Origin of the sequence: Paenibacillus sp. BC26 (assembly GCF_900116125.1) — a bacterium.
GTDB classification, from domain to species: domain Bacteria; phylum Bacillota; class Bacilli; order Paenibacillales; family Paenibacillaceae; genus Paenibacillus_Z; species Paenibacillus_Z lignilyticus.
On record NZ_FPAD01000003.1, the window covers coordinates 532610 to 557923 of the forward strand.

The 25314-nt window shown below is 52.6% G+C and carries 14 protein-coding genes and 1 pseudogene; 13 read left to right on the plus strand and 2 right to left on the minus strand.

Annotated features, from left to right (window positions below; all coding sequences use genetic code 11):
• Positions 1-110 precede the first annotated feature (110 nt).
• The 7 genes from icmF to BM412_RS23390 all read left to right on the plus strand — a co-directional run bounded on the left by icmF (position 111) and on the right by BM412_RS23390 (position 16170).
• Entirely contained in the window at positions 111-3413 is a 3303-nt protein-coding gene (gene icmF / locus BM412_RS23360) for a fused isobutyryl-CoA mutase/GTPase IcmF (RefSeq protein ID WP_091223783.1), read from the plus strand.
• Between the two features lie 432 nt (positions 3414-3845).
• Positions 3846-5630, plus strand: coding sequence for a cache domain-containing sensor histidine kinase (locus tag BM412_RS23365; protein WP_177246040.1), 1785 nt, complete (start codon positions 3846-3848; stop codon positions 5628-5630).
• A gap of 2 nt (positions 5631-5632) precedes the next feature.
• Positions 5633-7201 carry a response regulator gene (locus BM412_RS23370; RefSeq protein WP_091223787.1) on the plus strand — a complete coding sequence of 523 codons (1569 nt, stop codon included), beginning with the start codon at positions 5633-5635 and terminating at the stop codon, positions 7199-7201.
• Between the two features lie 127 nt (positions 7202-7328).
• Entirely contained in the window at positions 7329-8669 is a 1341-nt protein-coding gene (locus BM412_RS23375; protein ID WP_091223789.1) for an ABC transporter substrate-binding protein, read from the plus strand.
• A gap of 76 nt (positions 8670-8745) precedes the next feature.
• Positions 8746-9633 (plus strand): carbohydrate ABC transporter permease, encoded by an 888-nt coding sequence (locus tag BM412_RS23380; RefSeq protein WP_091223791.1) that lies wholly within the window; start codon positions 8746-8748, stop codon positions 9631-9633.
• 9 nt (positions 9634-9642) lie between these two features.
• The gene (locus tag BM412_RS23385; protein WP_091223793.1) at positions 9643-10482 is read left to right on the plus strand and encodes a carbohydrate ABC transporter permease; all 840 of its coding nucleotides are present in this window, start codon (positions 9643-9645) and stop codon (positions 10480-10482) included.
• A gap of 42 nt (positions 10483-10524) precedes the next feature.
• Complete coding sequence (locus tag BM412_RS23390) at positions 10525-16170, plus strand: CIA30 family protein (RefSeq protein WP_091223795.1); 5646 nt, start codon at positions 10525-10527, stop codon at positions 16168-16170.
• Positions 16171-16277: 107 nt separating this feature from the next.
• On the opposite strand, the gene BM412_RS23395 is transcribed toward BM412_RS23390, so the two are convergent.
• Complete coding sequence (locus BM412_RS23395) at positions 16278-17849, minus strand: methyl-accepting chemotaxis protein (RefSeq protein ID WP_177246041.1); 1572 nt, start codon at positions 17847-17849, stop codon at positions 16278-16280.
• 404 nt (positions 17850-18253) lie between these two features.
• Between BM412_RS23395 and BM412_RS23400 the strand changes: the two genes are divergently transcribed.
• From BM412_RS23400 to BM412_RS32645, 5 genes and pseudogenes are all read left to right on the plus strand, one after another.
• Positions 18254-19525, plus strand: a complete 1272-nt coding sequence (locus tag BM412_RS23400; RefSeq protein WP_091223799.1) for an ABC transporter substrate-binding protein — start codon at positions 18254-18256, stop codon at positions 19523-19525.
• Between the two features lie 4 nt (positions 19526-19529).
• Entirely contained in the window at positions 19530-20558 is a 1029-nt protein-coding gene (locus BM412_RS23405; protein ID WP_091223801.1) for a FecCD family ABC transporter permease, read from the plus strand.
• Positions 20555-21364 (plus strand): ABC transporter ATP-binding protein, encoded by an 810-nt coding sequence (locus BM412_RS23410; RefSeq protein ID WP_091223802.1) that lies wholly within the window; start codon positions 20555-20557, stop codon positions 21362-21364. The genes BM412_RS23405 and BM412_RS23410 overlap by 4 nt, the downstream gene beginning before the upstream one ends.
• A gap of 29 nt (positions 21365-21393) precedes the next feature.
• Positions 21394-21780: pseudogene (locus BM412_RS32640) on the plus strand (ankyrin repeat domain-containing protein); the annotation flags it as partial.
• Between the two features lie 30 nt (positions 21781-21810).
• Positions 21811-22254: an antibiotic biosynthesis monooxygenase gene (locus BM412_RS32645; RefSeq protein WP_256256551.1), complete on the plus strand. Its 444-nt coding sequence runs from the start codon at positions 21811-21813 to the stop codon at positions 22252-22254.
• Between the two features lie 907 nt (positions 22255-23161).
• Here the strand turns inward: BM412_RS32645 and BM412_RS23420 are convergent.
• The gene (locus tag BM412_RS23420) at positions 23162-24637 is read right to left on the minus strand and encodes an esterase-like activity of phytase family protein (RefSeq protein WP_256256540.1); all 1476 of its coding nucleotides are present in this window, start codon (positions 24635-24637) and stop codon (positions 23162-23164) included.
• Between the two features lie 230 nt (positions 24638-24867).
• On the opposite strand from BM412_RS23420, the gene BM412_RS23425 reads away from it, so the two are divergent.
• Positions 24868-25272 (plus strand): DUF4259 domain-containing protein, encoded by a 405-nt coding sequence (locus tag BM412_RS23425; RefSeq protein WP_177246044.1) that lies wholly within the window; start codon positions 24868-24870, stop codon positions 25270-25272.
• Positions 25273-25314: the final 42 nt, after the last annotated feature.

Genomic DNA, 25314 nt, shown 5'->3' on the forward strand with positions numbered 1-25314 from the left:
TCAGCGATGAGCCGCCCCTTCACCCGGTGAAGGAGGCGGCTTTTTGGATATAAGGGCACTCGGAGCCGCATAAAGATAACAGACAACGCTAGCATTCGGAGGCGATCGGTATGAACGAAGAGGTCCGTCGGTATGTGCCGGTACATCAGATTCGTTTCGTTACAGCATCCGCATTGTTTGACGGTCATGACGCGTCGATTACGATTATGCGAAGGATATTGCAGGCGAGCGGGGCAGAGGTCATCCATCTGGGACATAACCGCTCCGTTCGGGAAATTATAAAAGCAGCCATTCAAGAGGATGTGCAGGGAATCGCGGTATCTTCGTATCAGGGCGGCCATGTGGCGTTTTTTAAGTACATGGTGGAGCTGCTCCGGGAATCGGGTGCCGGCCATATTCGCATATTTGGCGGAGGCGGGGGCGTTATTCTGCCGGCAGAAGCGGATGAGCTTCATCGGTACGGCGTCACGCGCATTTTCTCGCCCGAGGACGGAAGGCGTCTTGGGCTGCAAGGCATGATTAACGTCATGCTGGAGGCTTGCGATTATTCGACGGTAGCCGATTTCAGCGATAAGCCTGCGCAGCTTGCCGCTCGAAATGACCGTACGACCGCGAGCTTCATGACATTGGCAGAGCAGCGAGTTGCAGCAGCCGCGACTGAAGCGGCGCAGCTAGCAGAGCTGTTCGCGGAGGTTGCTTCAGCAGCCGGAGATACGCCTGTTCTGGGCATTACAGGTACGGGAGGAGCGGGAAAAAGCTCCCTGACCGACGAGTTCGTGCACCGCTATCTGCAGCATGACCCTGATAAGACGATTGCCGTATTGTCGGTCGATCCGACCAAACAGAAGACCGGCGGTGCGCTGCTTGGCGACCGCATTCGGATGAACGCGGTGTATTCGGACCGCGTGTTCATGCGGAGCTTCGCGACCCGCGGGTCAAGATCGGAGCTGTCCGCGGCAATCGCGGACGCCATCCTAACGGCGAAAGCCGCAGGCTATGATCTGATCGTCGTGGAGACGAGCGGTATTGGCCAAGCGGACAACCAAATTACGGCGGTGGCGGATCTCTCGGTCTATGTCATGACGAGTGAATTCGGCGCGCCGAGCCAGCTGGAGAAGATCGAGATGATCGATTACGGCGATCTGATCGTCATTAATAAGTTCGATCGCCGCGGCTCGGAGGACGCGCTGCGCGAGGTGAAGAAGCAGGTCCAGCGCAGCCGGCAGCAATTTGACCGGAATTGGCAGGACATGCCGGTGCACGGCACGAATGCGAGCCAATTCAACGACGCGGGCATGAGCCGGCTGTTCGCGGCTATTATGCGGAAGATTGGCGAGCGAAGCGGAGAAGCGGGAGCAGGCGCGGCGACAGTAGCGGGGAGTCCGGCCGGCGAGGCGGATGCGTCCCCCGCCATCGCCGCAGCCAAGCCAGCGCAGAAGCAAACGATCATCCCGGATGAACGCAGCGGCTATTTGAGTGAAATCGTGCAAACGGTGCGGCGCTACAACCGGCTGACCGCGGAGCAAGCCGCGGCCGCGCGCATGTGCTACCGCATCGATGGCGCGATTGAAGCGGCACGATCGGTTGGCGACGAGTCCGCGCTCCCTTCACTTGAGCGGCTGCGCGATGCGCATTACGGCAAGCTGAGCGAAGCGTCCCGATCGATGCTGCAGCAGTGGCCTGCGATAGCTGAAGCGTACCGGGCCCAAACGCTCACCACTACGATTCGCGGCCAAACGATCACAAACGAGCTGTACACCAAGAGCTTGTCCGGCCTCGACATTCCGCGGGTCGCAGTCCCGTCCTACGAGGATTGGGGCCAGCTCATCCACTGGACGTACAGAGAGAACCGCCCCGGCGAGTTTCCGTACACGGCAGGCGTATTCCCGTTCAAGCGCGAAGGGGAAGATCCGAAGCGCCAGTTCGCCGGCGAAGGCACCCCGGAACGGACGAATCGCCGATTCCACTACCTCTCCAAGGGCGAGCAGGCCAAGCGGCTCAGCACCGCTTTCGATTCGGTAACCTTGTACGGCGAAGATCCCGCATACAGACCTGACATCTACGGCAAAATCGGCGAGAGCGGCGTCAGCGTATGCACGCTCGACGACATGCGCAAGCTGTACGCCGGTTTTCAGCTCTGCCATCCGGCAACCTCGGTCTCGATGACGATCAACGGGCCGGCGCCGATGCTGCTGGCGATGTTTCTGAATATTGCCATCGAGCAGCAGCTGGAAGCGGCGGCAAGCAAGCTCGGCCGCGCGCTCACCCCGGAGGAAACCGCGGCTGCCCGCAAGCAAACCCTCCACACCGTCCGCGGCACCGTGCAAGCGGACATTCTCAAAGAGGATCAAGGGCAGAATACATGCCTCTTCTCCATGCCGTTCGCGCTTCGGATGATGGGCGATATTCAGCAGTATTTTATCGATCATGAGGTCCGCAATTACTACTCCGTATCGATCTCCGGCTACCATATCGCGGAGGCGGGCGCGAATCCCATTACGCAGCTTGCGTTCACGCTGGCAAACGGTTTTACGTATGTCGAGTATTATCTTAGCAGGGGAATGCCTATCAATGCGTTTGCCCCGAACCTATCGTTCTTCTTCAGCAACGGGCTGGACGCCGAGTATTCGGTAATCGGCAGGGTAGCGCGGCGAATTTGGGCGGTTGTGATGCGGGATCGGTATGGTGCCGATGAGCGAAGCCAGAAGCTGAAGTACCATATTCAGACCTCAGGCCGCTCGCTCCACGCCCAGGAGGTGGACTTCAACGACATTCGCACCTCGCTCCAAGCGCTGATGGCGATTATGGATAATTGCAATTCCCTGCACACGAACTCGTACGATGAAGCCGTCACGACGCCGTCCGAGGAAGCAGTCCGAAGGGCAATGGCGATCCAGCTCATTATTAACAAGGAGCTCGGGCTGATGCGCTGCGAGAATCTGCTGCAGGGCTCGTATCTCATCGAGCAGCTGACGGATTTGGTAGAGGAAGCGGTGCTGTTGGAATTCGAACGGCTGCATGTGCGAGGCGGCGTGCTCGGGGCGATGGAGTCGCAATATCAGCGGGGCAAGATCCAAGACGAATCGTACGTCTACGAAATGAAGAAGCACAGCGGCGAGCTGCCGATCATCGGCGTGAATACGTTTCTGAATCCGCAGCCGAAGGAGCATGTCGCGGAGCTGCAGGTAGCGCGGGCAACGGAAGAAGAGAAGGAGCAGCAGATCACCGGCTTGCGCAGCTTCCAAGAACAACACAAACAGGCTGCGCCTGAGGCTCTGCAGCGCTTGAAGCAGATCGCAATTAGCGGCGGCAATTTGTTCGAGGAGCTGATGGAAACGGTCAAAGCAGCGAGTCTCGGGCAAATCACCCATGCGCTCTATGAGGTCGGAGGCCAATATCGGCGCAACATTTGAAGACCAGTGTACGGCCCAGCGCATCATTGACAACGTCTAATGGACACGGATGACCGTTAGACGCCGCTTTTCAGCAAAATGAGCGCTCTAACGGCCATAAATGTCCGTTATAGCTGTATTTCACGCTGGAATCCTTGTTTTTCAGGTATAACGGCCATAAATGTCCGTTAGATTTCCAATTTCCCTGTATGAAGGCGTCTAACGGTCAAAAATGGCCATTAGACGGCGGTTATGCTAAACGCTCCTTCTTCATGAAGGAGCGTTTTTTGTTTGTTTTCGGTTGCCTTTACTGCGCACGATTTTACCATTCGACATCTGATCGACCGTTTTTGATTGATAGAATTGGGCAGTGTGATGTACGATGTACTGAAAATAGGATGATGGCGAGGATGGCTCATGCGCGGTTCGATTAGACGGTTATGGTCTTTTTTCATGGTGCAAAACAGTATGCAGAAGAAGCTGACGGCAGTGTTTCTCTTTCTCATTATCAGTCCCATCATAGCCATCAGTTATATCTCTTACCAAAACTACATCAGTTCGATCAATGACAATACGACGAAATACATGAACGAAGCGATTTACAACTTCCAGAGCAAGCTCGAAGAGAACATTTCCAACATGATGATGATTACGAAGATCCCTTTGTTTTCCTCCGAGCTGCAGCAGTTTCTCGTCTCGCCGAGCCTCGATTTGTCGAAGCAGAAGAAGATCGATTTCTATATCGGCCTCATGAACAATATGAACAAGGATATGAGCTCCACGTATATTTTGGATCTCTACGGCAACGTCTTTTACAGAATGAAAACGGATTCAGTCCGCTCCGACCTCAAGGAACAATTCCCCGAATGGAAGAAGCTGGCCGCGCAAAGCAAAGGGAATCCGGTCATTCTGAGCACGCAGGAGATATCGATTCCGGGCCATACCCCCTACTATGTATTCTCCGTTATTCGGGATATCCGCGACGTCAGCTCCTATAAGTCGATCGGCACCATCGTCGTCGATACGAAGCTGAGCATCATCGAGGATACGGTGAAGCAGATGGATTCCATCACCAAAGGCAGAACGCTCATCATCGACAATGCGCATCAGGTCATCTACGACAGTCTCAAGAAGTCGATCGGCAAGCCGCTCTCCGACCCGCAGCTGCTCGCAGACATCAAGGGAACGCAGGGCAGCGTGGAAACTGCGATTGACGGCGAAAGCTATATTGCCACCTACAACGAGTCCAAAATAACCGGCTGGCGCACAATTGTCTATATCCCGGTCAAGCATCTGCATAAGGACGCGAAGATTACCCGCAACCTTACAACGGGTTTAACGATTATCATCATGATCGTCGCGCTCATCGTTTCGATTGTGATTTCATTCCGGCTCACGCATCCGCTCCGCAAGCTGTCGAGTCTGATGGGCGCTGTCCAGCAAGGCAACCTCGATATCAGCTTCCGGGTGAAGAATAAAGACGAAATCGGCGTGCTGGGCACCCAGTTCAACCGAATGCTGAGACGGATTAAAGACCTGATCGACGAGATTTACGTCATCCAGAACCGCAAGAACGAAGCCGAGCTCGAAGCGCTGCAAAGCCAAATCAATCCGCATTTTATCTATAACACGCTGGAGACCATTCGCATGAAGGCCATCTTAAACGACGATAACGATGTGGCCGATATGACCTTCATTCTTGGCAAACTCATGCAGTACAGCATTAACCGCGGCAAAGAAATGGTAACGGTGCAGGAGGAGCTCCAGCATCTGGGCAACTATCTCGATCTGCTCAAATACCGCTTCAAGAACCAGTTCCAGTGGGAAGCGGATTTGCCGCCTGAGGTACTGAGCTATCACATGCTGAAGCTGACGTTCCAGCCGATCGTGGAGAATGCGATCCTGCATGGCGTGGAAGGCAAGAAAGCAAAGGTGCATATCCGCGTCTACGCGACATTGGAGAGCGAGCTGCTGCATATTCACATCCAGGACGAGGGGAACGGGATCAATCCGCATACCCTCCGGCATCTGCAGCACTATTTGAACGGGCAAACGGAGCAAACAGAGATGAAATCCGGTATTGGCCTGAAGAACGTGAACGAGCGCATTAAGCTGCGGTACGGGAACGCTTACGGCGTTGCGATCGACAGCCGCGTCGGCGAGGGCACGATCGTGACGCTCTCATTGCCTTATCCGTCGGCCGCGCACAGCATAGAACAGAATACTGGGGGAGTATAACCATGCTCAACATCGCCATCGTGGATGATGAAGAAATTATAAGGCTCGGTCTGGAGAAAATGATTAAGAGATTCTCGAGCGACTACCGCGTTGTCGGCAGCTATGAGGACGGAGCCGAAGCGCTGGCAGCAATCGGCACGCCGGATCTGCAGGTGGATCTTATCATTACGGATATCAAGATGCCTTACATGGACGGGCTGCGGTTCATCGAGCTTGTGAAGGAGAAGCTGCCCGGTATCCGCTGCTTGATTCTGAGCGGCTATAACGACTTTGAATATGCGCGCAAAGCCATTCAGTTCGGCGTTGATGATTACATGATTAAGCCGGTCGATCTGCAGGAGCTGTCGAAGCTGCTGCAGACCGTGGACAAGCAGCTGTCGGAGCGGAGAGAGAACGAAGAACAGCAGGCGTTGGCAGCGAAGCAGCAGAGGGGCCATGAGCTGGAGGAGCAGCTGAGAAAGCTGCTCCAAAGCGGCGGTGCCGGCGAGCATGCAGCGCCAAGCTTGCTGCCGGAATTGCAATCCGGCCGAGGCGCCGTGATCGTATTCCGCACCTCTAATATGCTCGCTCATGAGAGCCTGCTGCATTACCTTGATGAGATCAAAGCGATGTTTCATCATGTCGTCGTCATGGACAATAACCTCATCGCGGTACTGCTTTCCGTTCAAGAAGACGGCAAGCAGCCCGAGAAGAGCGTACGCGCCATCAGTCTCCGGCTGATGGACTATATGCACAACCGCAGCGGCGGCTTTATCGCCATTGGGGAAAGCGTGCTGCCGCACGTCGGCGGCACTTGGCATGGCGCCTACGTCGAAGGGCTTACTGCGAGCAGGCATCAATTCTATAAGGAACGCGAAACGTTCGCGATGAATTTGAAGGACCTGCCCGCGAAGGCAGAGCTGTGGAAATTCAATATGCCTGCGCTCGATGAGCAGTTTAAGACGGCATGCGAGATGCTCGACGCTCAGACGATCAAGACCGTCATTCCGCTGTTCTTCGCGGAAGCGGAGCGGGGCAAAGCCGGCTATGACGAGATCATGCATATGGCCGGACATTTGTTCTACACGCTCACGACCAAGATCGACGGCTTCTTGGATGCGCTCTATGAGCTGCAGGGGGCGACGTTTGATTTTCATCGGACGGTTGCCTCTCATTTTGCGATGCGAGATTTGAAGGAATGGCTGATCGCGATCGTCGATCAAGTGGTGAAGGCGTTGGAGCCGACCCGCAATGCGAGCAGCAAACGCGTCATCGAGACGGTCAAGCTGTGGATCCAGGAGCATTACCGGGAGGAAATCGAGCTGACCGCGCTCTCGGAGACCGTCTTCTTAAACGCGAGCTACCTCAGCTTCCTGTTCAAGCGGGAGACGAATCAAACCATTACGGAGTATATCACTTCGGTTCGCATGGCCAAGGCGAAGGAATACCTGAAGGATAGGCTCGACCTCAAGGCTTACCAGATCGGCGAGCTCGTAGGTTATGCCGACGGCATCTACTTCAACAAGCTGTTTAAGAAAACAGTCGGCGTCACGCCGCAGAAATATAGGAATCAGACGAGCGGCAGCCAGTAGCGGACGGTACCCAAAAAGAAGACAATAAATACAAAACGGCTGCATAGAAAGCGTTCTCAAATTCCTCCATAATTCAAAATGTAAACGATAACAAAACGCTCCAGTACGGATGAGGGGGAAGAAGGAAATGAAGAAGTGGGCATCACTGGTGTTGTCGACGGTTGTATTCGGGGCCGCGCTTGCAGGCTGTTCATCAGGCGGCAACAACGAGAGTAACGAGGGGAATAAAGAAGCGGCGGCGACAGAGAGCACGACCAATACAACGACGAACGAGGCTGCGACGAACGAAGCCGAACCGGCTGCGGAGAGCGCGATTAAAGGGAAGATCGTATTCGCGACGAACCGTACGGATTTAGTCGAAACCGAGCTGAAGGAATACGCCAAGCGGTTCAAAGAGAAGTACCCGGAAGCAACGGTTGAATTCGAAGCGATCAAGGACTACGAGGAATCGATGAAGGTGCGTCTGGCATCCAATGAGCTGCCTGATGTCATTCTCGTTCCGAAGACGGTAACGAAAGCGAATTTGCCGGAGTTCTTCGCGCCGCTGGATGATTTGGGCCTGAACGACCGCATTTATTTTAAAGAAAATTACACGCAGGACGGCTCTACTTACGGTATCGTGTCCGGAAGCTCCGCGATGGGCATTACCTACAACAAGAAAGCTTTCGAGAAAGCAGGCATTACCGCCGTTCCGAAAACATTGGATGAGTTCTATGCCGCTTGCGAGAAGCTCAAAGCTGCCGGTATCGTCGCGCTCTCCACGAACTTCAAGGACAAATGGCCGCTCATGGGCTGGGATCAAGAAGCGTTCCTGTTCGCGAATGACCCGGGTCTGCACAACACGATGGCCGGTCAAGACGAGCCGTTCCCTGTAGATGGCCCGCACTGGAAAGCGATGAATATCATTAAGACGATCGTGGATAAAGGCTACGTGGAGAAAGATCTGATGTCCACGAACTGGGAAGGTTCGAAGAAGGACGTTGCTTCCGGCACGACTGCGATGTACCTCCTTGGCAACTGGGTCATCAATCAAGTCATCGATAATGGCGCGAAGTCCGAGGATGTTGGTTTCTTCCCGCTACCAATCGACAACAGCGGCGAGGCAAAAGCACTCCTAAGCCCTGATTACGCTTACGCAGTCAGCAAGAACAGCGCGAATGTCGAAACAGCTAAAGCTTTCTTGAAATGGCTCGTTGAGGAATCCGGTTATGACGATTTCGGCGGCTTCATTCCGGTGCTGAAGGATAAAGAATCCAAGCTGCCGCAGCTGGCGGAATTCATGTCCTTCAAGCCGCAAGTGGTTGAAATGGTAGCGGAGAGCGACGAGTATGTAAGCATCGGCAACAAAATGCAATTCGATACGAGCGGCTTTGCACAGGATGTCATTATGGCGGACGATGTAGCCAAAGTATTCGCCGACTACAACAAACGCTGGAAAGAAGCACGCGCCGCAGTAGCAGCGAAATAACGTTTTGAGAGAGAGGGGCATGACGTGAACGGTTCATGTCATGCCCCGTTTCTATTGAACCAGGAAGGGGCTTTGCATGTATTCCTCCATTTACAAGAAGCAGAAGACCATCGTGTTATTCACCTTTCTGCTGCTGCCGGTCACCCTATTGGTCCTCTTCTCCTTGTATCCGGGCGCGATGCTGCTCTATTTAAGCTTAACCTCTTGGGATGGCTATAGCGCGGCGAAGGGTTGGGTTGGCTTAGACAACTACCGCGAGATCTTCCGCAACAGCGAAATTTTCAGCGTGTTCTCCCACAACCTGTATTACTTCTTCGGCGGCATTATTCAAAATATCATCGCCCTCTATTTCGCCGTCGTGCTCAATAAGAAGCTGCGCGGACGCAACATCTATCGCGTGCTGATTTTCCTTCCGTACATCATGAACAGCGTAGCGATTGCTTATATGTTCTCGTACGTGTACGACTCGCAGGACGGCTCGCTTAACGGGCTGCTCACGTTGCTTGGTCTCGATAGTCTCATTACGAGCTGGTTGGGCAACAAGCATACGGTCAATATTTCGCTGGCTTTCATCTCCATGTGGAAGTATCTCGGTTTCAATATGGTCATTTATATAGGCGCGTTGCAGTCAATTCCGGATGATCTGTATGAAGCGGCACTGATCGATGGAGCGAATGAACGGCAGTCGTTCTTCTACATCACGTGGCCGAGTATTCTCAAGATCGTCGAGCTCTCCATGCTGCTCACCGTAACAGGCGCGCTGGAAGTGTTTGATTTGCCGTTTATTATGACCAAGGGCGGACCGGCGGGAGCCAGCGATACCTTTGTGACGAAGACGGTGGATACGGCTTTCCATTACAGCAACTACGGCCTTGCTTCGGCGATGGGCGTCGTGCTGCTGCTCATTGTCATAGTTGTCATTACGATTCAGCGTAAATTTATTCTTCGGGAAAAGAAGGGATGATGGAACTCCATGTCGTCGATCTTTAAACGCAACAATCCCTTTCTTGCCCTGCATTACTTGCTGCTGACGCTGGCTGCCTTTCTCGTTCTTTTCCCGCCTTATGTCGTGATTCTGAACGCCTTCAAGGGAACGGAGGAGTACAACGCCTCATCCGTATTCGAGCTGCCGCGCAGCTTCTTCAACCTGGAGAACTTCGAGACGGTGATGCGAATCGGACATATGGGGCGCGCCTTCTGGAATACGAGCATTATCCTCGTGCTGGCGCTGATCGGGAATATCATCATCGGTACGATGGCAGCTTACGCGCTCGGTCGATTCCAATTTAAACTCAAGAAGTATTTGCTTGGCGCTTACGTGCTCGCAACGCTGATTCCTTCCGTGACCACGCAGGTGGCTACGTTCTCGATCGTGAAGGAGCTTGGACTGTTCAATTCGCATATGGCGCCGGTGCTGCTCTATTTGGGCACAGATGTGGTGCAGATTTATATCTTCCTGCAATTCATTCGCAGCATTCCGTTTGATCTTGACGAGAGCGCGATGATGGAAGGCGCGAGCTTGGTGCGGATCTTCCGTTCCGTGATCTTCCCGCTGCTCATTCCCGCGACGGCAACGGTCACGATCATTAAGACGATTTCCATCTATAACGATATGTATATTCCGTATCTGTACATGCCGGCGCAGAAGCTGGGCGTCGTCTCGACATCGCTTATGAAATTCGCCGGGGTGAACAGCGCCCAGTGGAATTTGATCAGCGCGGCCGTTGTGATTATCTTAATTCCTACTGTAATTATGTATCTGTTTCTGCAGCGTTATATTTTCTCGGGTATTGTAAGCGGTTCGGTAAAATAAGCTTTGCTTCTCCACACATTCCATGTTCGGGAGGTAACGATCTTGTTCAAACGTTATATACCTATCCTGATGACCCTGGCTCTCACGGTGTCATCTTTTTTATCGGTTTTTTCTGCCCCTCAGCGGGCTGAAGCAGAGGATTTGCCTGCGGCTGCATCTGTTTTTGAGCATTTCATCACGCGTGATGGGGATACATTGAAGGACGGCGGGGCGACGTTTCGGTTTATTTCGGCCAACGTGCCCACGCTTAGCATGATTGAGGATATCTATTGGCGGGTTCCGATGGCTTGGGAGCAGGAGGATGCCTTTCAAGCACTCGTTCAATTGGGCGGCACCGTGACGCGGCCTTATGTGCTGTCTGTAAAGAAAGCGGATGACACGACGGAGGAGCGGGCTGTTATGGGGCCGGCAACGCCGGAAGGCCCGCTGCAGTTTAACGAAGAGGTGTTCAAGGCGCTGGATAAAATGCTGCAGCTGGCCAATCAGTACGGCGTGCGCATTATTCTGCCGTTCGTCGATCAGTATCAGTGGCAAGGCGGCATTAAGGAGTATGCGGCTTTTCGCGGCAAGAGCGAAGCGGCTTTCTGGAGTGATCCGCAGCTGATTGCGGACTTTAAGTCGGTCGTTGCTCACGTGCTGAACAGGGTGAACAGCTATACAGGTGTAGCTTACAAGGATGATCCTGCGATCCTCGGCTGGGAGACAGGCAACGAGCTGGTGCCGGCGTCGCAAGCATGGACCCGCGATATCGCGGCTTACATCAAGAGCTTGGATTCCAATCATTTGGTCATTGACGGCAAATACGGCATTGACGATGCTTCGCTGAACGATCCTAACATTGACATCGTCTCCAACCACTATTATCCGGACCATTACTCTGATTACGGCGCGCAGGCTAATCTGGATATGGGCAAAGCACGCGGCAAGAAAGCCTTCATCATTGGCGAGTTCGGTTTTAAACCGACGGCGCAGGTGGATGATTTCTTAAGCATCGTGGAGGAAAGCGGTGCAAGCGGTGCTATGATCTGGAGCTTGCGCATGCATAACCGCGACGGCGGCTTCTACCCGCATACGGAGAGCGTGAAGGATGGCGTATTCTACGGCGCGTACCGCTGGCCGGGCTTCCCATCCGGCGACGGCTTCGATGAGACGAATCTGCTGCGGACTTTAAGCAAACATGCTTATCATATTCGCGGCATTGACGAGATTCCGCCGCTGCCTATTCCGGCAACACCGCAGCTGCTGCCGATCGATGCGGTTTCTACGATATCTTGGCTTGGCTCCGCGGGAGCAAGCTCCTATACCGTTGAACGCGCGGATGCGGTTGAAGGACCTTGGAGTGTCGTTGGAGATCGGGTTTCCGATGCGGTTGAGGGCGAAACGCAGCTGTTCCATGACACGTCTGCCGTAACGGGCGCGTCTTATTACTACCGAGTCAAAGCGAATAACGCATCCGGTTCATCCGATTATTCGGCTATGGTCGGTCCGGTTGATGCCAAACATGTCATCAAGGATGTCATGCGCAATTTCTCGATGCTGTATGACTATTCGACCGACTTGGAATTCGAAGCGAAGAATCCTTCTCGATTCGGCGGCGATCCTTCGCGGCTCAAGCAGCTCGAAACGTCGCAGGAGCAATACATTACGTACGCGCTGCCGACATCTGAATCCGGTGTGACGGGGCTAGAGGTGAAGGCAACCGCCTATATTGACCCTGCGAAGCTGGCTTCTTCCGCTTATAGCTTGTTCACGTCGGCAGATGGAGAGTCCTATGAGGCACTTGAAGTTACGCCGGTTGATAACGGCGGGCCGTGGCATCAGGTTCAGTATTCGGGCAGTCTGCCGGCAACGGCGAAGTTTGTGAGAATCGTGTTCCCAAGCGACTACAGCGCTTCTGAGCTTGGCGAAGTGGAAATCGAGTACGGCACGGACGGCAGCGCGCTGACCTTCCCGGATTCGATTCAGCGTCCGGAGCTCGCAAACGGCGTGTTGATCGATGATATGAACAATTTTGTCAAAATGAATGACCGCAGCATCAATCTCAGCTTCAGCACCGACAACCCGGATGCGTTTTTTGGCGGTGATAACAAACGGCTTGTCCGCAGTACCGATACGGAAGAATACTTCCAGTATAAGACGAGCGGCGATATGAATTACTTCAAGCTGCTTACGTATGCAAGGCAGGAACCGAGCGTGTATTTGGTGGCGGATTTCAAGTTCTTCACGTCTGCGGACGGTACTAACTTCACGGAATACGGCACGGCCGTGAAAGCGAGCAAAGCCGGAGACGGCTGGTGGACGCGCACCGAGTATACGGCTTATAAGCTGCCTGCCGGAACGCGGTACTTGAAAGTGCAGTTCCCGTTGAGTAAAGCGGATCAGACCTGGAACCCGCAGGTCAGCAGAATCGCGATCGGCGTAGGCGACGAGAAGCTGGATGCACCGACGGAGCTGTCGAAGAGCCAGCTCATTGATGGGTTTGACGGCTATAGCGGCTCGAGTGCTTCACTTCGCAGTGCCTATGCGGTGAATAGTTCCGGTTCGCCGATTACGCTCAGCTTGGATGCTTCGCATAAGAACGAAGGCGATTATGGCATGAAGCTGGAGACCTCTATGAGCCAAGGCTGGGGCGGACTGGAGATGGCGCTGGACAATGCCGATTGGTCAGGGAACAGCGGCATGCAGTTCTGGGTTCAGCCAACGGGCGCCGATATGGGCGTTACGCTGCAGCTAACAGAGGGCATGGATACGGCAGGCGAAGTGTGGAAGACGGATCTGCGGATTTCCGGTACGGATCCGGTTCTTGTGCAAGTTCCATTCAGCCGATTCTACATTCCTCAGTGGTGGAAGGATAGTCATGTTTCGCAAGGCAACGGCATGATCGATGCCGGCAAGGTAGCTTCGTTTGGACTTTACGTGGACGGTGCTCCGGCGGAGAATTATGTGGTTTATTTTGACAGCATTAAGCTGTACCGGCTTCCGACGATCGATACCTTTGAATCGTATGAAGGCGACGATTCACGTTTGCAGGCGGCCTATACGCCGAATTCCGGCGGGGATGCGGTGAGCTTGTCTCTCTCCCCTGATGTGAAGGCCGGCGGAGAATATGGACTGCAGCTGGATTATTCGCTTACGGATGCGAAGGGCTATGCAGGCGTTTCGAAGAACATGGAAGGCATCGATTGGAGCGGCAACAATGGCATCGAGTTGTGGTATAAGCCTGATGGCCGGAACCGCGGGATCACCGTGCAGTTTAAAGAAACAAGCGGCGAATATTGGGAAGCGAAGCTGCGTGTCTCGGGGGATGAAGCAAGGCTTGTGCAAATTCCGTTTCATGCCTTTGCCAGACCGGGTTGGAACGCGCCTGTCAATGGCGTGATCGACCTGGGTTCCATTGCGGAATTCTCTCTCTATGTGGAGAAGGGCGGCAGCGGAGCGGGTGAAGGGACGCTGTACTTCGACTCCATTCAAGTAGCTAAAGTCGGTCATATCGAGGGCTTTGAATACTTCCAAGGCTCGGATAATCTCGCATCTGCTGCTTATGTGAGCAAAAGCGACGGCGATGAAATGGTTGTCAGTTTGGACGCGGCGCATAAGTCCGAAGGGGATTACGGTCTCAAGCTGTCCTATACGCTGACGGATGAGAAGGGTTATGCCGGCGTGACCAAATCGCTCGGCGGAATGAATTTGGCCTCCGGCGGCAACGCCCTTTCGCTGTGGCTCCAATCGGATGGTTCGCAGAACGGCGTCACGCTGCAGCTGAAGGACGCGGATGGGGACTATTGGGAAGCGCAGTTGAATCCAGCCGGAATCGAAGGCGCTGTTTATGAAGTGCCGTTCAGCGGGTTTGCGCGTAACCAATGGTCAAGCGGAGACGGCTTGCTCTCCTTGTCGGCGCTGACGGAATACTCGATCTTCGTCAATAAAGGCGCGGGATCGGCAGGCAGTCATGTGCTTTATGTCGATGATCTGAAGCTCGGGAATGTCCCGATAATCGACAACTTTGACTATTATGGCGGCGGCGAGCTGCTTGCGCAGAAAGCTTACACGAGCAATACGTGGGGCGGACCGGTTACATTGACGCCTGACAGCGAACATAAGGAAGCCGGCAAGTTTGGTCTTCGTTATTCGTACACGTTGACCGTGGCTACGAACTTTGCCGGGATGACGAAGAACCTGAACGGCATGTCTTGGGCAGGTTACGATGGCATCTCTTTCTGGATGACACCGGACGGATCGGGCCGTAAGCTGACCATTCAATTTATTGAACCGGACGGCGAAGCGTGGGAGGCTTACCGCGTGCTGTCGGGTACGGAAGCCGGTATCTTGAAGCTTCCATTCTCTGAATTCCGGCATGCGCCTTGGAATACCAAAGGCAATGGCATCATTGATCTTGGCTCCGTCGCAGAGTTCTCGCTGTACATTAATCAAGGAGATGGACCGGTCGGCGACGGTACGCTCTATGTGGATTCGATAGGCGTTTACAAAGCAGCTGTCGATCCGGAAGATCCGGATGATGGTAATGGCGGACCGGGTTACGTCTATGTGCCGGATCAGGTGCTGCAGAACCAAGAGAAACTGAGCGAGGCTGCAGTGAAGAGCGGCACTAAGGATGGCAAAGTTTCTGTTGCGCTGCAAGGCGGTAAGAATGAATTGCTGATTCCTGCGACTCTGGCGAGTACGTTGGGGAGCAATACCCTTGTGGTGGATGCTGAAGGAGTGAAGGCTTCAATCGCTCCTGAGGTGCTGCAGGCTTTACTTGCGCAAGTGGAGCCGAATGCACGCGGGGAAGCGACGATTTCTCTCCAAATTGCAACGAAGGAGCAGAATACCGACGGAGCTCCTTTGCAAGAGGGTTATCGTTTGGAAGGTAAAGTCTATCAACTGGAGCTCTCTATCGTAACGAAAGACGGGAAGCGGCATAAGCTTGCGAAGTTCGAGAAGCCGGTCATTCTAACCATTCCGGTAGACGTTGGATCGGCGGGACAGCCGGAGCTTCTGGGTATCTACTATTTCAACCCGACTTCCGGTGTTTGGGAATATGTAGGCGGGCAAGTCGATAAGCAAGCAGGCAGCATCTCTGCACCGCTCTCTCATTTCAGCACCTATGCAGCTATGACTTATAAGAAGACATTTAAAGATATGCCAGCTACACATTGGGCTTATGAAGCTGTTACAGAAGCAGCGGCGCATCATCTGGTGAAAGGCGTCAGCGACGATAGCTTCGCGCCGACGCAAGCGATCAGCCGTGCGGCATTCGTTCAGCTGATGGTGAATGTTTTGCAGCTATCGGCAGATAAAGGTGCGAAACAGGTATTCACCGATGTTGCTGCAGATAGCTGGTATGCGGATGCTGTAAATGCCGCCTATGAACATGGATTGATCCAGGGCAGGAGCGCTGATCGATTTGCCCCGCAAGCGACAATCAGCCGCCAAGAGATGGCGGTGCTGATCAACAGAATGCTCGCTTTCAGCAGCAAGAAACAAGCTGCTGGCACAGCTTCGGCAGCAGAAGTACAGCCATTCGCGGACGCGGAGCAGATTGCTTCGTGGGCGACAGAAGACGTGAATCAAACGGTTGCTTCAGGATTAATGAAGGGAACCGGAATGAATAAGTTTGCGCCGCTTAGCACCGCGACTCGCGCGGAAGCCGTGCAGGCGATTATCAATTTCTTGCATCGCCAATAGCGATGACGAAGGCCGGCTGCGGATGCAGCCGGCCTCTTCATTTTGTTAATTTCAGCGCTACGGGTACGGCCACCGGCTGAGTAAGACCGGAACCGTACCGCTTCTGTTTATACTTTGAAGAAATTGATGTTCTTGTTGAGCTCTTCCGAGAGATGCGCAAGCGTCTGCGAGGAGCTTGCCGTTTCTTCGGCTGCAGCCGCGGATTCTTCGCTTGCTGCTGCAATCGTTTCAACGGCGCGCATGACTTCTTCGGATTGCGCGGCTTGCTCTTCGCTCGCTGCCGCGATTTCAGTCACTTGGTCGGCAGTCTCACTGACCATGCGTACGATGCTTTCGAAGGTTTGGCCGGTTTTGGACGTTTGTAGCGTCGCATGCTCCATTGCTCTTAAGCTTTGATCGGTATTATGCTGCATGCCTTTAATGATCTCGGCGATTTGCTGCGTAGCTTCGCTGCTGCGTTCGGCCAGCTTGCGAACTTCGTCGGCGACAACGGCAAAGCCGCGTCCTTGGTCGCCGGCACGCGCCGCTTCAATCGCAGCATTAAGGGCAAGCAAATTCGTTTGTTCGGATATTTCGTCGATCACCTCAATGATTTGACCGATCTTCTGCGAGTCTTTCTCCAGCAATTGCATTTGGGCGGAGAGGTTCTCCATGCTTTGCACCGAGGCGCTGACCGTATCGCTGCCGTCCTCGGCGCCGCGTTTTGTTTTGTCGGACAGTTCGGCCACGACGGATGCTTTGTTCGCAACATCGTTAACGGCGATTGACATTTCGCGTACAAGCTCGCTGATCACTTGGGCCGACTCTGCTTGCTCCGTGCTTCCTTTCGCAATCTCTTCCGTCGTAGCGGAGATTTCTTCGGAAGCCGCGGCCACGCTCTGTGCGGATGTTACGGAATGGCTGATCAGCTGGCGTAAATTATCCATCATATCATTGAACGCGGCTGCAAGCGTGCCAAGCTCGTCCTTGCTCTTGGTGAAGGCTTGTTCGCGCAAATCACCTTTTGCCGCTTTCGTTGCTACGTTGAGAATGGAACGAATCGCTCTTACCATGGATTCGGAGATTAGAAACGCAAGGCCAACACCTACTGCTATGGCGAAGATGCCAAAGCCGATGATAAGCGATTTGCCGACTTTATTCGTTTGCGCGGCGCTGTCGACTTCCGCTTTAACGCCGGCATTATTGAAAGCAATCCAACGACTGAAGTCTTCCGTCACCTTCTTACGATGCGGGGTTAGCTCATTGACAAGTGCATACCCCTTTTCAGGTTCATTGTCTATTCTCGCTTGAATAATTGGCGGCAGCATATCGGAGTAAGCCTGCATGTTGGCGCGGAGTGAATTGAAAATTTCAGTCTCCTCCGGTGAAATAAGGAGATGCTCATAATCCGATAGCCCCTTCATTGCTTTATCCATACTTTCGTTAATGGTTTGTTCAATATTTGCGATTCCGGCAGGATCGCTTTCCAAGTTGATTTTATTGATATTAACGCGCGCTTCCATGAAGTTATCCTTAATGACCCCGATATTATTAAGACTCGGCAACCAGTTGGTTTGAAGAATGGAGCTGGATTTCTGAAGCGACCCCATTTGCACAATGGCTAGTACCCCGATCCCGGTCAGCAGTGCAAGAATTGCAATAAAGCTGGACATTAGTTTTATGCGTATGGACAATTTCACATGGTTCACTCCTGTTTGATAGGATTAGGTATTTCTTTGTTACTAAGATACATGGAAAGTGTTAAAACAAATGGGTAAAAACTATTTGATTTCTGTATGGAATTGGGTAAAAGCAGGTTCATTTCACGATCAATTGCTAGGAAAGTGCGAGGTAAGGCCAGACTGAGGAATAGGGCTTGCTCGCAGTATAAACATAGGATGAAAGGTTCGTAGTTTAGCGGTGAATCCGGTGCAGTTTCTATGAAAATGAGTCATATAGTAGAAGGGAAAATACGAGCTGCAAGCATATTCTTAATGATTAAAGTTTCATTAAAAATCATCATTGACAATGAGAATCATTATCGACTATTATTATTTGTATTCATTGATATTGATTATCATTATTATTTAGGGAGAGTGGTCATGTGTTTTCCAAAGTTTTAACTCGTTCATTATTAGCTGCGTCGGTGCTTGCAGCTCCGTTAGCAGCAGGGTCAGGTCAACCGGCACAAGCAGCAAGTTCATCTATCGGCGTTACTCTCGATGGGAAATCCGTTTCGCTCGATGCCGCTCCTAAAGTAATCAACGGCAGAACGCTTGTACCATACAGCAGCCTCGTTCAAACACTTGGCGGTCGGGCAACATGGGATGCCAAGAATAAAGCAGTTTCCGCTGTCCAAGGCAGCGTTACGGTTAAATTGACAGTCGGTTCTACTTCCGCATACATAAACGGTGAATTGAAATCGCTGGATTCCGCGCCATTGATTGCAGACGGCAAAACTTACGTTCCACTTCGTCTGATCTCTGAAGCTTTTGGCAAATGGGTTACATACAATAAGAACTTCAATTCCGTTGCCATTAACAGCACAATGACAGTGACGACAAGCACCGGCGCGTTTACGCTGAAGAAGAAACCAAGCCGTATCGTAACGCTGTCTTCCTCCGATACCGAAATCATTTATGCACTGGGCAGCAAAGTTGTCGGCCGTTCCACTGCAATCGGCAAAGTATTCCCTTCTGAAGCTACGTCTGTTCCGGAAGTGGGAAGCTCGCACGGCATTAATTTCGAGAAACTGGCTACATTGAAACCGGATCTGGTTATTGCAAGCCCTGCACTTAAAACGCAACAAGCGACGATTGAGAAGCTTGGCGCGCAAGTGATGTTTAACTCCCACAATACCTTTACGGAAATTCAAGCTTCCGTTAAACTTTACGGCCGTATTCTTGGTCAGGAAACGAAAGCCGCACAGCTGATCGCTAAGATGAACAGCGATGTTGCAGGTTTGAAAAAACCGGCTAAAGCACCGAAAACGCTGATCGTTTACGGCGCACCGGGAAGTTTTGTTATTGCGCTTCCTACCAGCTACCCGGGCAACTTCTTGGAGCTGGCAGGCGGCAAGAACGTAGCTTCTTCGTTCAAAGGCATGGATGGCATGCCGCAATACGCGGAGCTGAGCCTTGAGCGGATCGTAGCTGCTAATCCGGACATTATTCTATTCATTACGCACGGCGATGCAGCAGATGTAAAAGCAAGCTTTAAGAAAGAGTTCGAAACAAATGCAGCTTGGAAGAGCTTGCCTGCTGTGAAGAACGACAAGTTCGAAGTGCTGCCCTCTGATCTGTTCGCTGCAAACCCTGGCATCAGAGCGCCGCAAGCGATCGAAACCATCAATAAACTGCTTCTGACGGTGGATTAATCCGATGGCTACAATCGTAACCGGACAAAGAGCGCAAGAGGTGCGGACCTCGAGAAGTATTCGCAGAGGCAGTGTACTAATTATTAGTCTTGTCCTGCTGCTGCTTGCAGGGTTGTATGGCTTGATGTCAGGCTCAATTCCGATTCCGGCGCGCGAGGTGTGGAGCTCATTGCTTCACGCCTCCGACTCGGAATCGAGACAAATTGTTTGGAATCTCAGACTCCCGCGTGTATTGACCGGCATGCTGGCAGGCATCTGCCTGGCGATCTCAGGCACCTTCTTGCAAGGTGTCTTCCGTAATCCGCTTGCTGATCCCGGTATTATCGGCGTTTCTTCGGGCGGCGGGCTTGCGGCAGTTGTCATTATGATTTTGTTCCCCGAGAAAATCGCTTATTTACCCATCGCGGCTTTCCTTGGCGCGCTTGCTGCAGCAGCAGTCGTCTATGCTCTATCGTGGAAAGGCGGCGCTTCGCCGATCCGGTTGATTTTGGCGGGAGTTGCGGTCAATTCACTGCTCGGCGCGGCGATGACGGCGCTTATGATTTTGAACAGCGAGAAGGTTCAATCCGTTCTGCCATGGATGTCGGGCAGCTTGAACGGACGGAGCTGGCCTCATTTTCAAACGCTGCTGCCGTATGCCGTTATTGGCATCATCGCTTCGATCTTCTTGATTAAGACGGCCAACCTGCTCGTCCTCGGCGACGATGCCGCAAAGCTGCTCGGAAGCCGAGTGGAAATCGGAAGATTGCTTATTATTTTGCTGTCTACGTTCCTGGCAGGCGCTTCGATCAGCATCGTTGGGATGGTCGGCTTCGTCGGTCTTGTTGTCCCGCATATCGTCCGGTTGTTAGTCGGCAATGATTATCGGATTCTGCTGCCTATTTCAGCCATTGGCGGGGGAACGTTGGTCATGGCCGCGGATACGGCCGCACGCAGCTGGTTTGATCCGATTGAGTTCCCGGTAGGTATTTTACTTGCACTTCTCGGTGCGCCTTTCTTCCTCTATTTGCTTAGGAAAGGGGTCAGACGATGAATCCTGCAATAGCTGCAGATCAATTAAAGTATGGCTATGAGCGTTCTGCTCCGATCGTGAACGGCTTCAATCTAAAAGTTGCTGCCGGTGAATGGCTCGGTATCGTCGGTCCTAACGGCTCGGGGAAATCGACCGTTCTGCGCATGTTGGCAAGACTTGCTACCCCTCAATCAGGTAAGATTGAGCTGGAGGGCCGGGATCTTGCAAGCATGGACAACAAATCCGTTGCGAGAACGATGACGATGCTTGCGCAAACACAGGAAGGCGCCTTAGACATTACGGTGCGCGACCTGGTTCGCAGAGGGCGTAATCCTCATTTGAAGTGGTACGAAGAATGCAGAGGCCCTCACGAGGAAGTGGTGGATTGGGCGCTGCAGGTTACCAGCATGACGAGGCTGCGGCATCGTTCCTTGTTGGAATTATCGGGCGGCGAGCGTCAGCGTGCGTGGCTTGCCATGTGTATGGCACAGACGCCGCGGGTTCTGCTGCTGGATGAACCGACGACGTATTTGGATATCGCGCATCAATTGGAATTAATGGAGCTGATCCGCAGCTTGAATCAGGATCAAGGCATCACGGTTGTGATGGTCCTGCATGATTTGAATCAAGCGGCTCGTTTCTGCGACCGGATTGTGGCGATGAAGAGCGGGGCGATCGTGAAGCAAGGGACGCCCGGCGAAGTATTCCGCGTGGAGTTCTTCCGCGAGGTGTTCGGCATCGAAGCTAAAGTTTACTACGATGATGGTGTTCCGGTTTATTTGCCAAGCGGTATTGTAAACAAACAGCCTCATGAAGCGACAGCATAAAATTGAGTTATAATGAGGAGGAGATTCGATTGGCTAAACCAGCTTTAAGCACCGAATTGGTACGGGAATTCGTAGGCGCAGCGCACGCGGATTTGAATAAGGTTCAAACTTTGCTCGCGCAAGAGCCTGCTCTGTTGCACGCATCCATGAACTGGGGCGGCGATGATTGGGAGACAGCTCTGGGAGCGGCTTCTCATGTCGGACGCCGTGACATTGCAGAGTGGCTGTTGTCCAAAGGTGCACGGATCGACTTATTTGCTGCCGCTATGCTGGGTGACCTGGAAGTGATCCAATCGACACTTACCAAATATCCGGAATCGATTCATGCGCGTGGACCGCACGGCATTACGCTGCTGCAGCATGCGATGATTGGCGGCGAGCAAGCGAAAGAGGTTGTCTCGTATTTGAAGTCGCTCTTGAATATCGAGGAGAAAGGGAGTAGAACGATGATCGTAGTTGAGAATCGGATTGAGGTTCGTGCCGGCTTTGCGGAGGCGGTATTGGAACGCTTCAAGACGCCTAAGAGCGTACATACATTCCCTGGATTTGTCCGGATGGATGTTCTGCATGCCGTCGTCTCGGAAGAAACCGAAGAGATTCGCGTATGCACAACTTGGGAGAAGGAAGAAGATTTCCAAGCTTGGGCCAACAGCGATTCCTTCCGCCATGCCCATACACGCCGCGAGGGAGCTCAAGGTTCCCCTCATGGGCAAGGACAAGGTCATGGACATGGCCAAGCACATGGTCAGGGTCAAGCGCATGGTCAAGGCCACGGCCAGCCGGCTGCGGAAGCAGCAGCAGGTCCGATCGTCGGCAACAAAGTGACCATCTATCAAGTTGTGGTCTCCCATTTGCCGGAGTCCGCTCCGGTTGAATCAGGCGCTAACTAATGTGAAGATCCAGAAAAGAAGCCTCCATTATGGGGCTTCTTTTTTGTATAAAACCTGCCGAGAACCCGCCGAGAACCCCACCTAGAACCCTATCGAGAACCCAACCAAAACCCACTGAGAACATTATCGAAAACCCACAGAGCCCCGCCGAGCCAATACCGAGAAACCCATCGAGCCCTCACCGAGCCCACTACCGAGAAAACCATCGAGCTCCCACCGAGCCACTACTGAGAAACCCATCGAGCACCCACCGAGTCACTACCCGAGAAATCCATCGAGCCCGCACCGAGCCACTACCGAGAAACCCATCGAGCCCGCACCGAGCCACTACCGAGAAACCCATCGAGCCCCCTACCAGCCTTTCGCTCAATTGCCCCGCATCCCGTCCCGACATTCGGGGCGAAAGATACAATCCCTCGCCGAGGCGGGAGGCGCTGAATTCTAACGGTTGATATAGCGCTTATTTGGTCTTTTTTTGCTTTCAATTTTCTCTAACGGTTGCCAGAGGCCTTATTTGTCCTTTTTCAGATGGAATCCATACCTAAATCGCGAAATAGCCTCTCTGGCAACCGTTAAAATTGTGGGACGCCGAAAAAGGGGAGATTAAGCGCTCTGGCAACCGTTAGACTTCGGGGAGCGACTTTCGAAGGCAGCCAGAAGCTTCTATTATGGAGGCTTTTTGGTTGCACGGTATTTTAACGTGAGTGAGAGTAGGAAAAACCGACTCTCGGAATCCAAACCGCGGCGAAAAGAAGCTGAAAGTCGTGAAAACCGACTCTCAGCAAATGAACCGACCACATTGCCACGGATTATGATGGTGAGCCCCCGCAGAACAGCATTTCCATAGCAAACTAAAAGAAGGGCTGCCCCAGTCATCGAAGATGACCGGGACAGCCCTTCATGCGTATTACCACATCTCTTTTACTTTGATTACCCACACTTGCGTTTGTTTGTCAGTGATTTTCAGGACGCCGTTAGCATCGTATTCGCCAACGCCGAAGTCGTTATCATTGGCGATAACCAGCGTGTTCTTGTTCAGCACGGTCAAACCTTCGAATTTCTCGAACGGATAGTCGAGCGTCGTCAGATCGACAACCAGCTCTTTCGGCGCAGTTGTAACGTTCAGCGCTTTCCAATCGGATGTACCTTCGACGTTACCGCTTACCGCTGCGTTGTTAAGGATGTTCGTTGCTTTCGCAAGGTCGATCCGGTAAACGCGTTTGATTTGCGCTGCCGCGCCTTCGTTCTTATCACGCTCATCAACGAGCAGCACATCATCTGACAGTGCCTGTAGATCGGAGATGACTACGTCCTTCTGCGAAACGTTCACGAATGATTTGGCATCCTCGGCTACATAAACATATTCGCCTACAAGCTTCTTCGTCGCCAGATCCATTTTCAAAATGCGCAGATTGCGCGAAGCCTCACCTGTCGCTTTGTCCGGCACAGCCATCGGGCTTTGGATGGAAGCATAGAGGAATTTGCCGTCAGGGCTGATCGTAACGCCTTCGAAGCCGCGGTTGACGATCCGTTTGGAATAGACAGCGGGGATCGATTCAATGACCGGAATTTGGGCGTTTGCGAGCTTCGTTTTATCGCCTACAGGGACATAGCGGCTGATAATCGTACCATCACGTTTCAATTGAATGAGCGAAGGACGGTACTCGTCGGACATCCAGAACGTGTCATCTGTTGGGCTGTACGCGATGCCTTCGAGATCGAGTCCGTCAGGATCAAGCGGCAGCAAAGTTTTGCCTGCATTGTCGTATGATTTCTCATCGGAGGCGATGTTGCTTAGACCGGTCGTGAAACGGCTGCCCGATACGACGCCTTTTGTGCCTTCCGGAAGAAGCAGCTTGGTCGTCTCGAGAATGTTCACGGAGCTGCCTTCAAGCTTGATTTTATAGAAACGAGGTACATAATCCTGCACCGGGAACGTGCGGTTAACCGTCTTGTCGATCGTAATTTGTCCGTTTGGTCCACGGTCAGCCAGTGTATAGAAGACATTGTCCGGATCGCCCGGCATATGGGCCAGACCGGAGAAGCCGCCTTCCTTCAAGCCGAGTCCAAGGCTCGGAGGGTTCGTCCACGTGTATTTGCCGGCAACATAAGGATACTCGCGTAAGGTCACTTTCTTATTCTTGCTGTCCCAAGCCACTTCTTGTCCAAGTGCCTCGCCCATTGCTCTCACCGGCACGTATAAGCTGCCATTGATCGTGACCGCATCTTTATCCAGCTTCACTTCGGTATCGCCTGCAAACAGCTTGATTTGGACTGCAAGCGCTTTGAGCGCAGTGTCCGCAGCTTGTACAATTTGCGTGCTCCCCATAACGATGCAAGCTGCGCCTGCAACGGCAACCCATTTCTTTGTTAAGGCTTTCATTCCCATCTCTCCTCTATTATACATACTGGCATAGCCATATCTCTGATCAATATAGAGGAGAATAATTAAGCTAATATGATAGCGAGTTGAAGAAATTGTAAAAAGGAACACTTATTCGAAGAGTCAGTCCCATGGCAATCTTGTTGAGTTGCGGGCAGCAGGATTGTTTTTATCCCTCACGAATACTTCATAGATCGATACCTAAATTCACAAATCGGAGTGTGCCAGTCATGGGAGCATGGGGAAACGGAATATTCGAGAATGATGATGTATTGGATTGGAAAGCAGAGCTCCTTGAATCTGAGGATCTCGAGATGATCGCGGCAACCCTTGAAACGGTGATGGACGAAGAGTATATAGAAGTGGATTTAGCATCTAATGCACTGGGAGCAATTGAAATTCTTGCAGCCCTGCAAGGCAAGCCGGGCGAGGAACTAAAGCGTGACTCAGGTGAAGTAGAAGGCCTAAAAGAATGGATTGAGCAGCATCAAGGCCAAGGGAAAAGCTTATTACCGCTTGCCAAGAAAGCGATTAAGAAGATAAAAAAGGATTCTGAGCTGAAAGAGCTTTGGGAAGAATCGGAAGATCACGAAGCCTGGCTGCACGTAATAAAGGACTTAGAAAGTCGCTTGTAAGTTAATGCATGCAGTGGAGAGCCTTTCGGGGCTCTTCTTTTT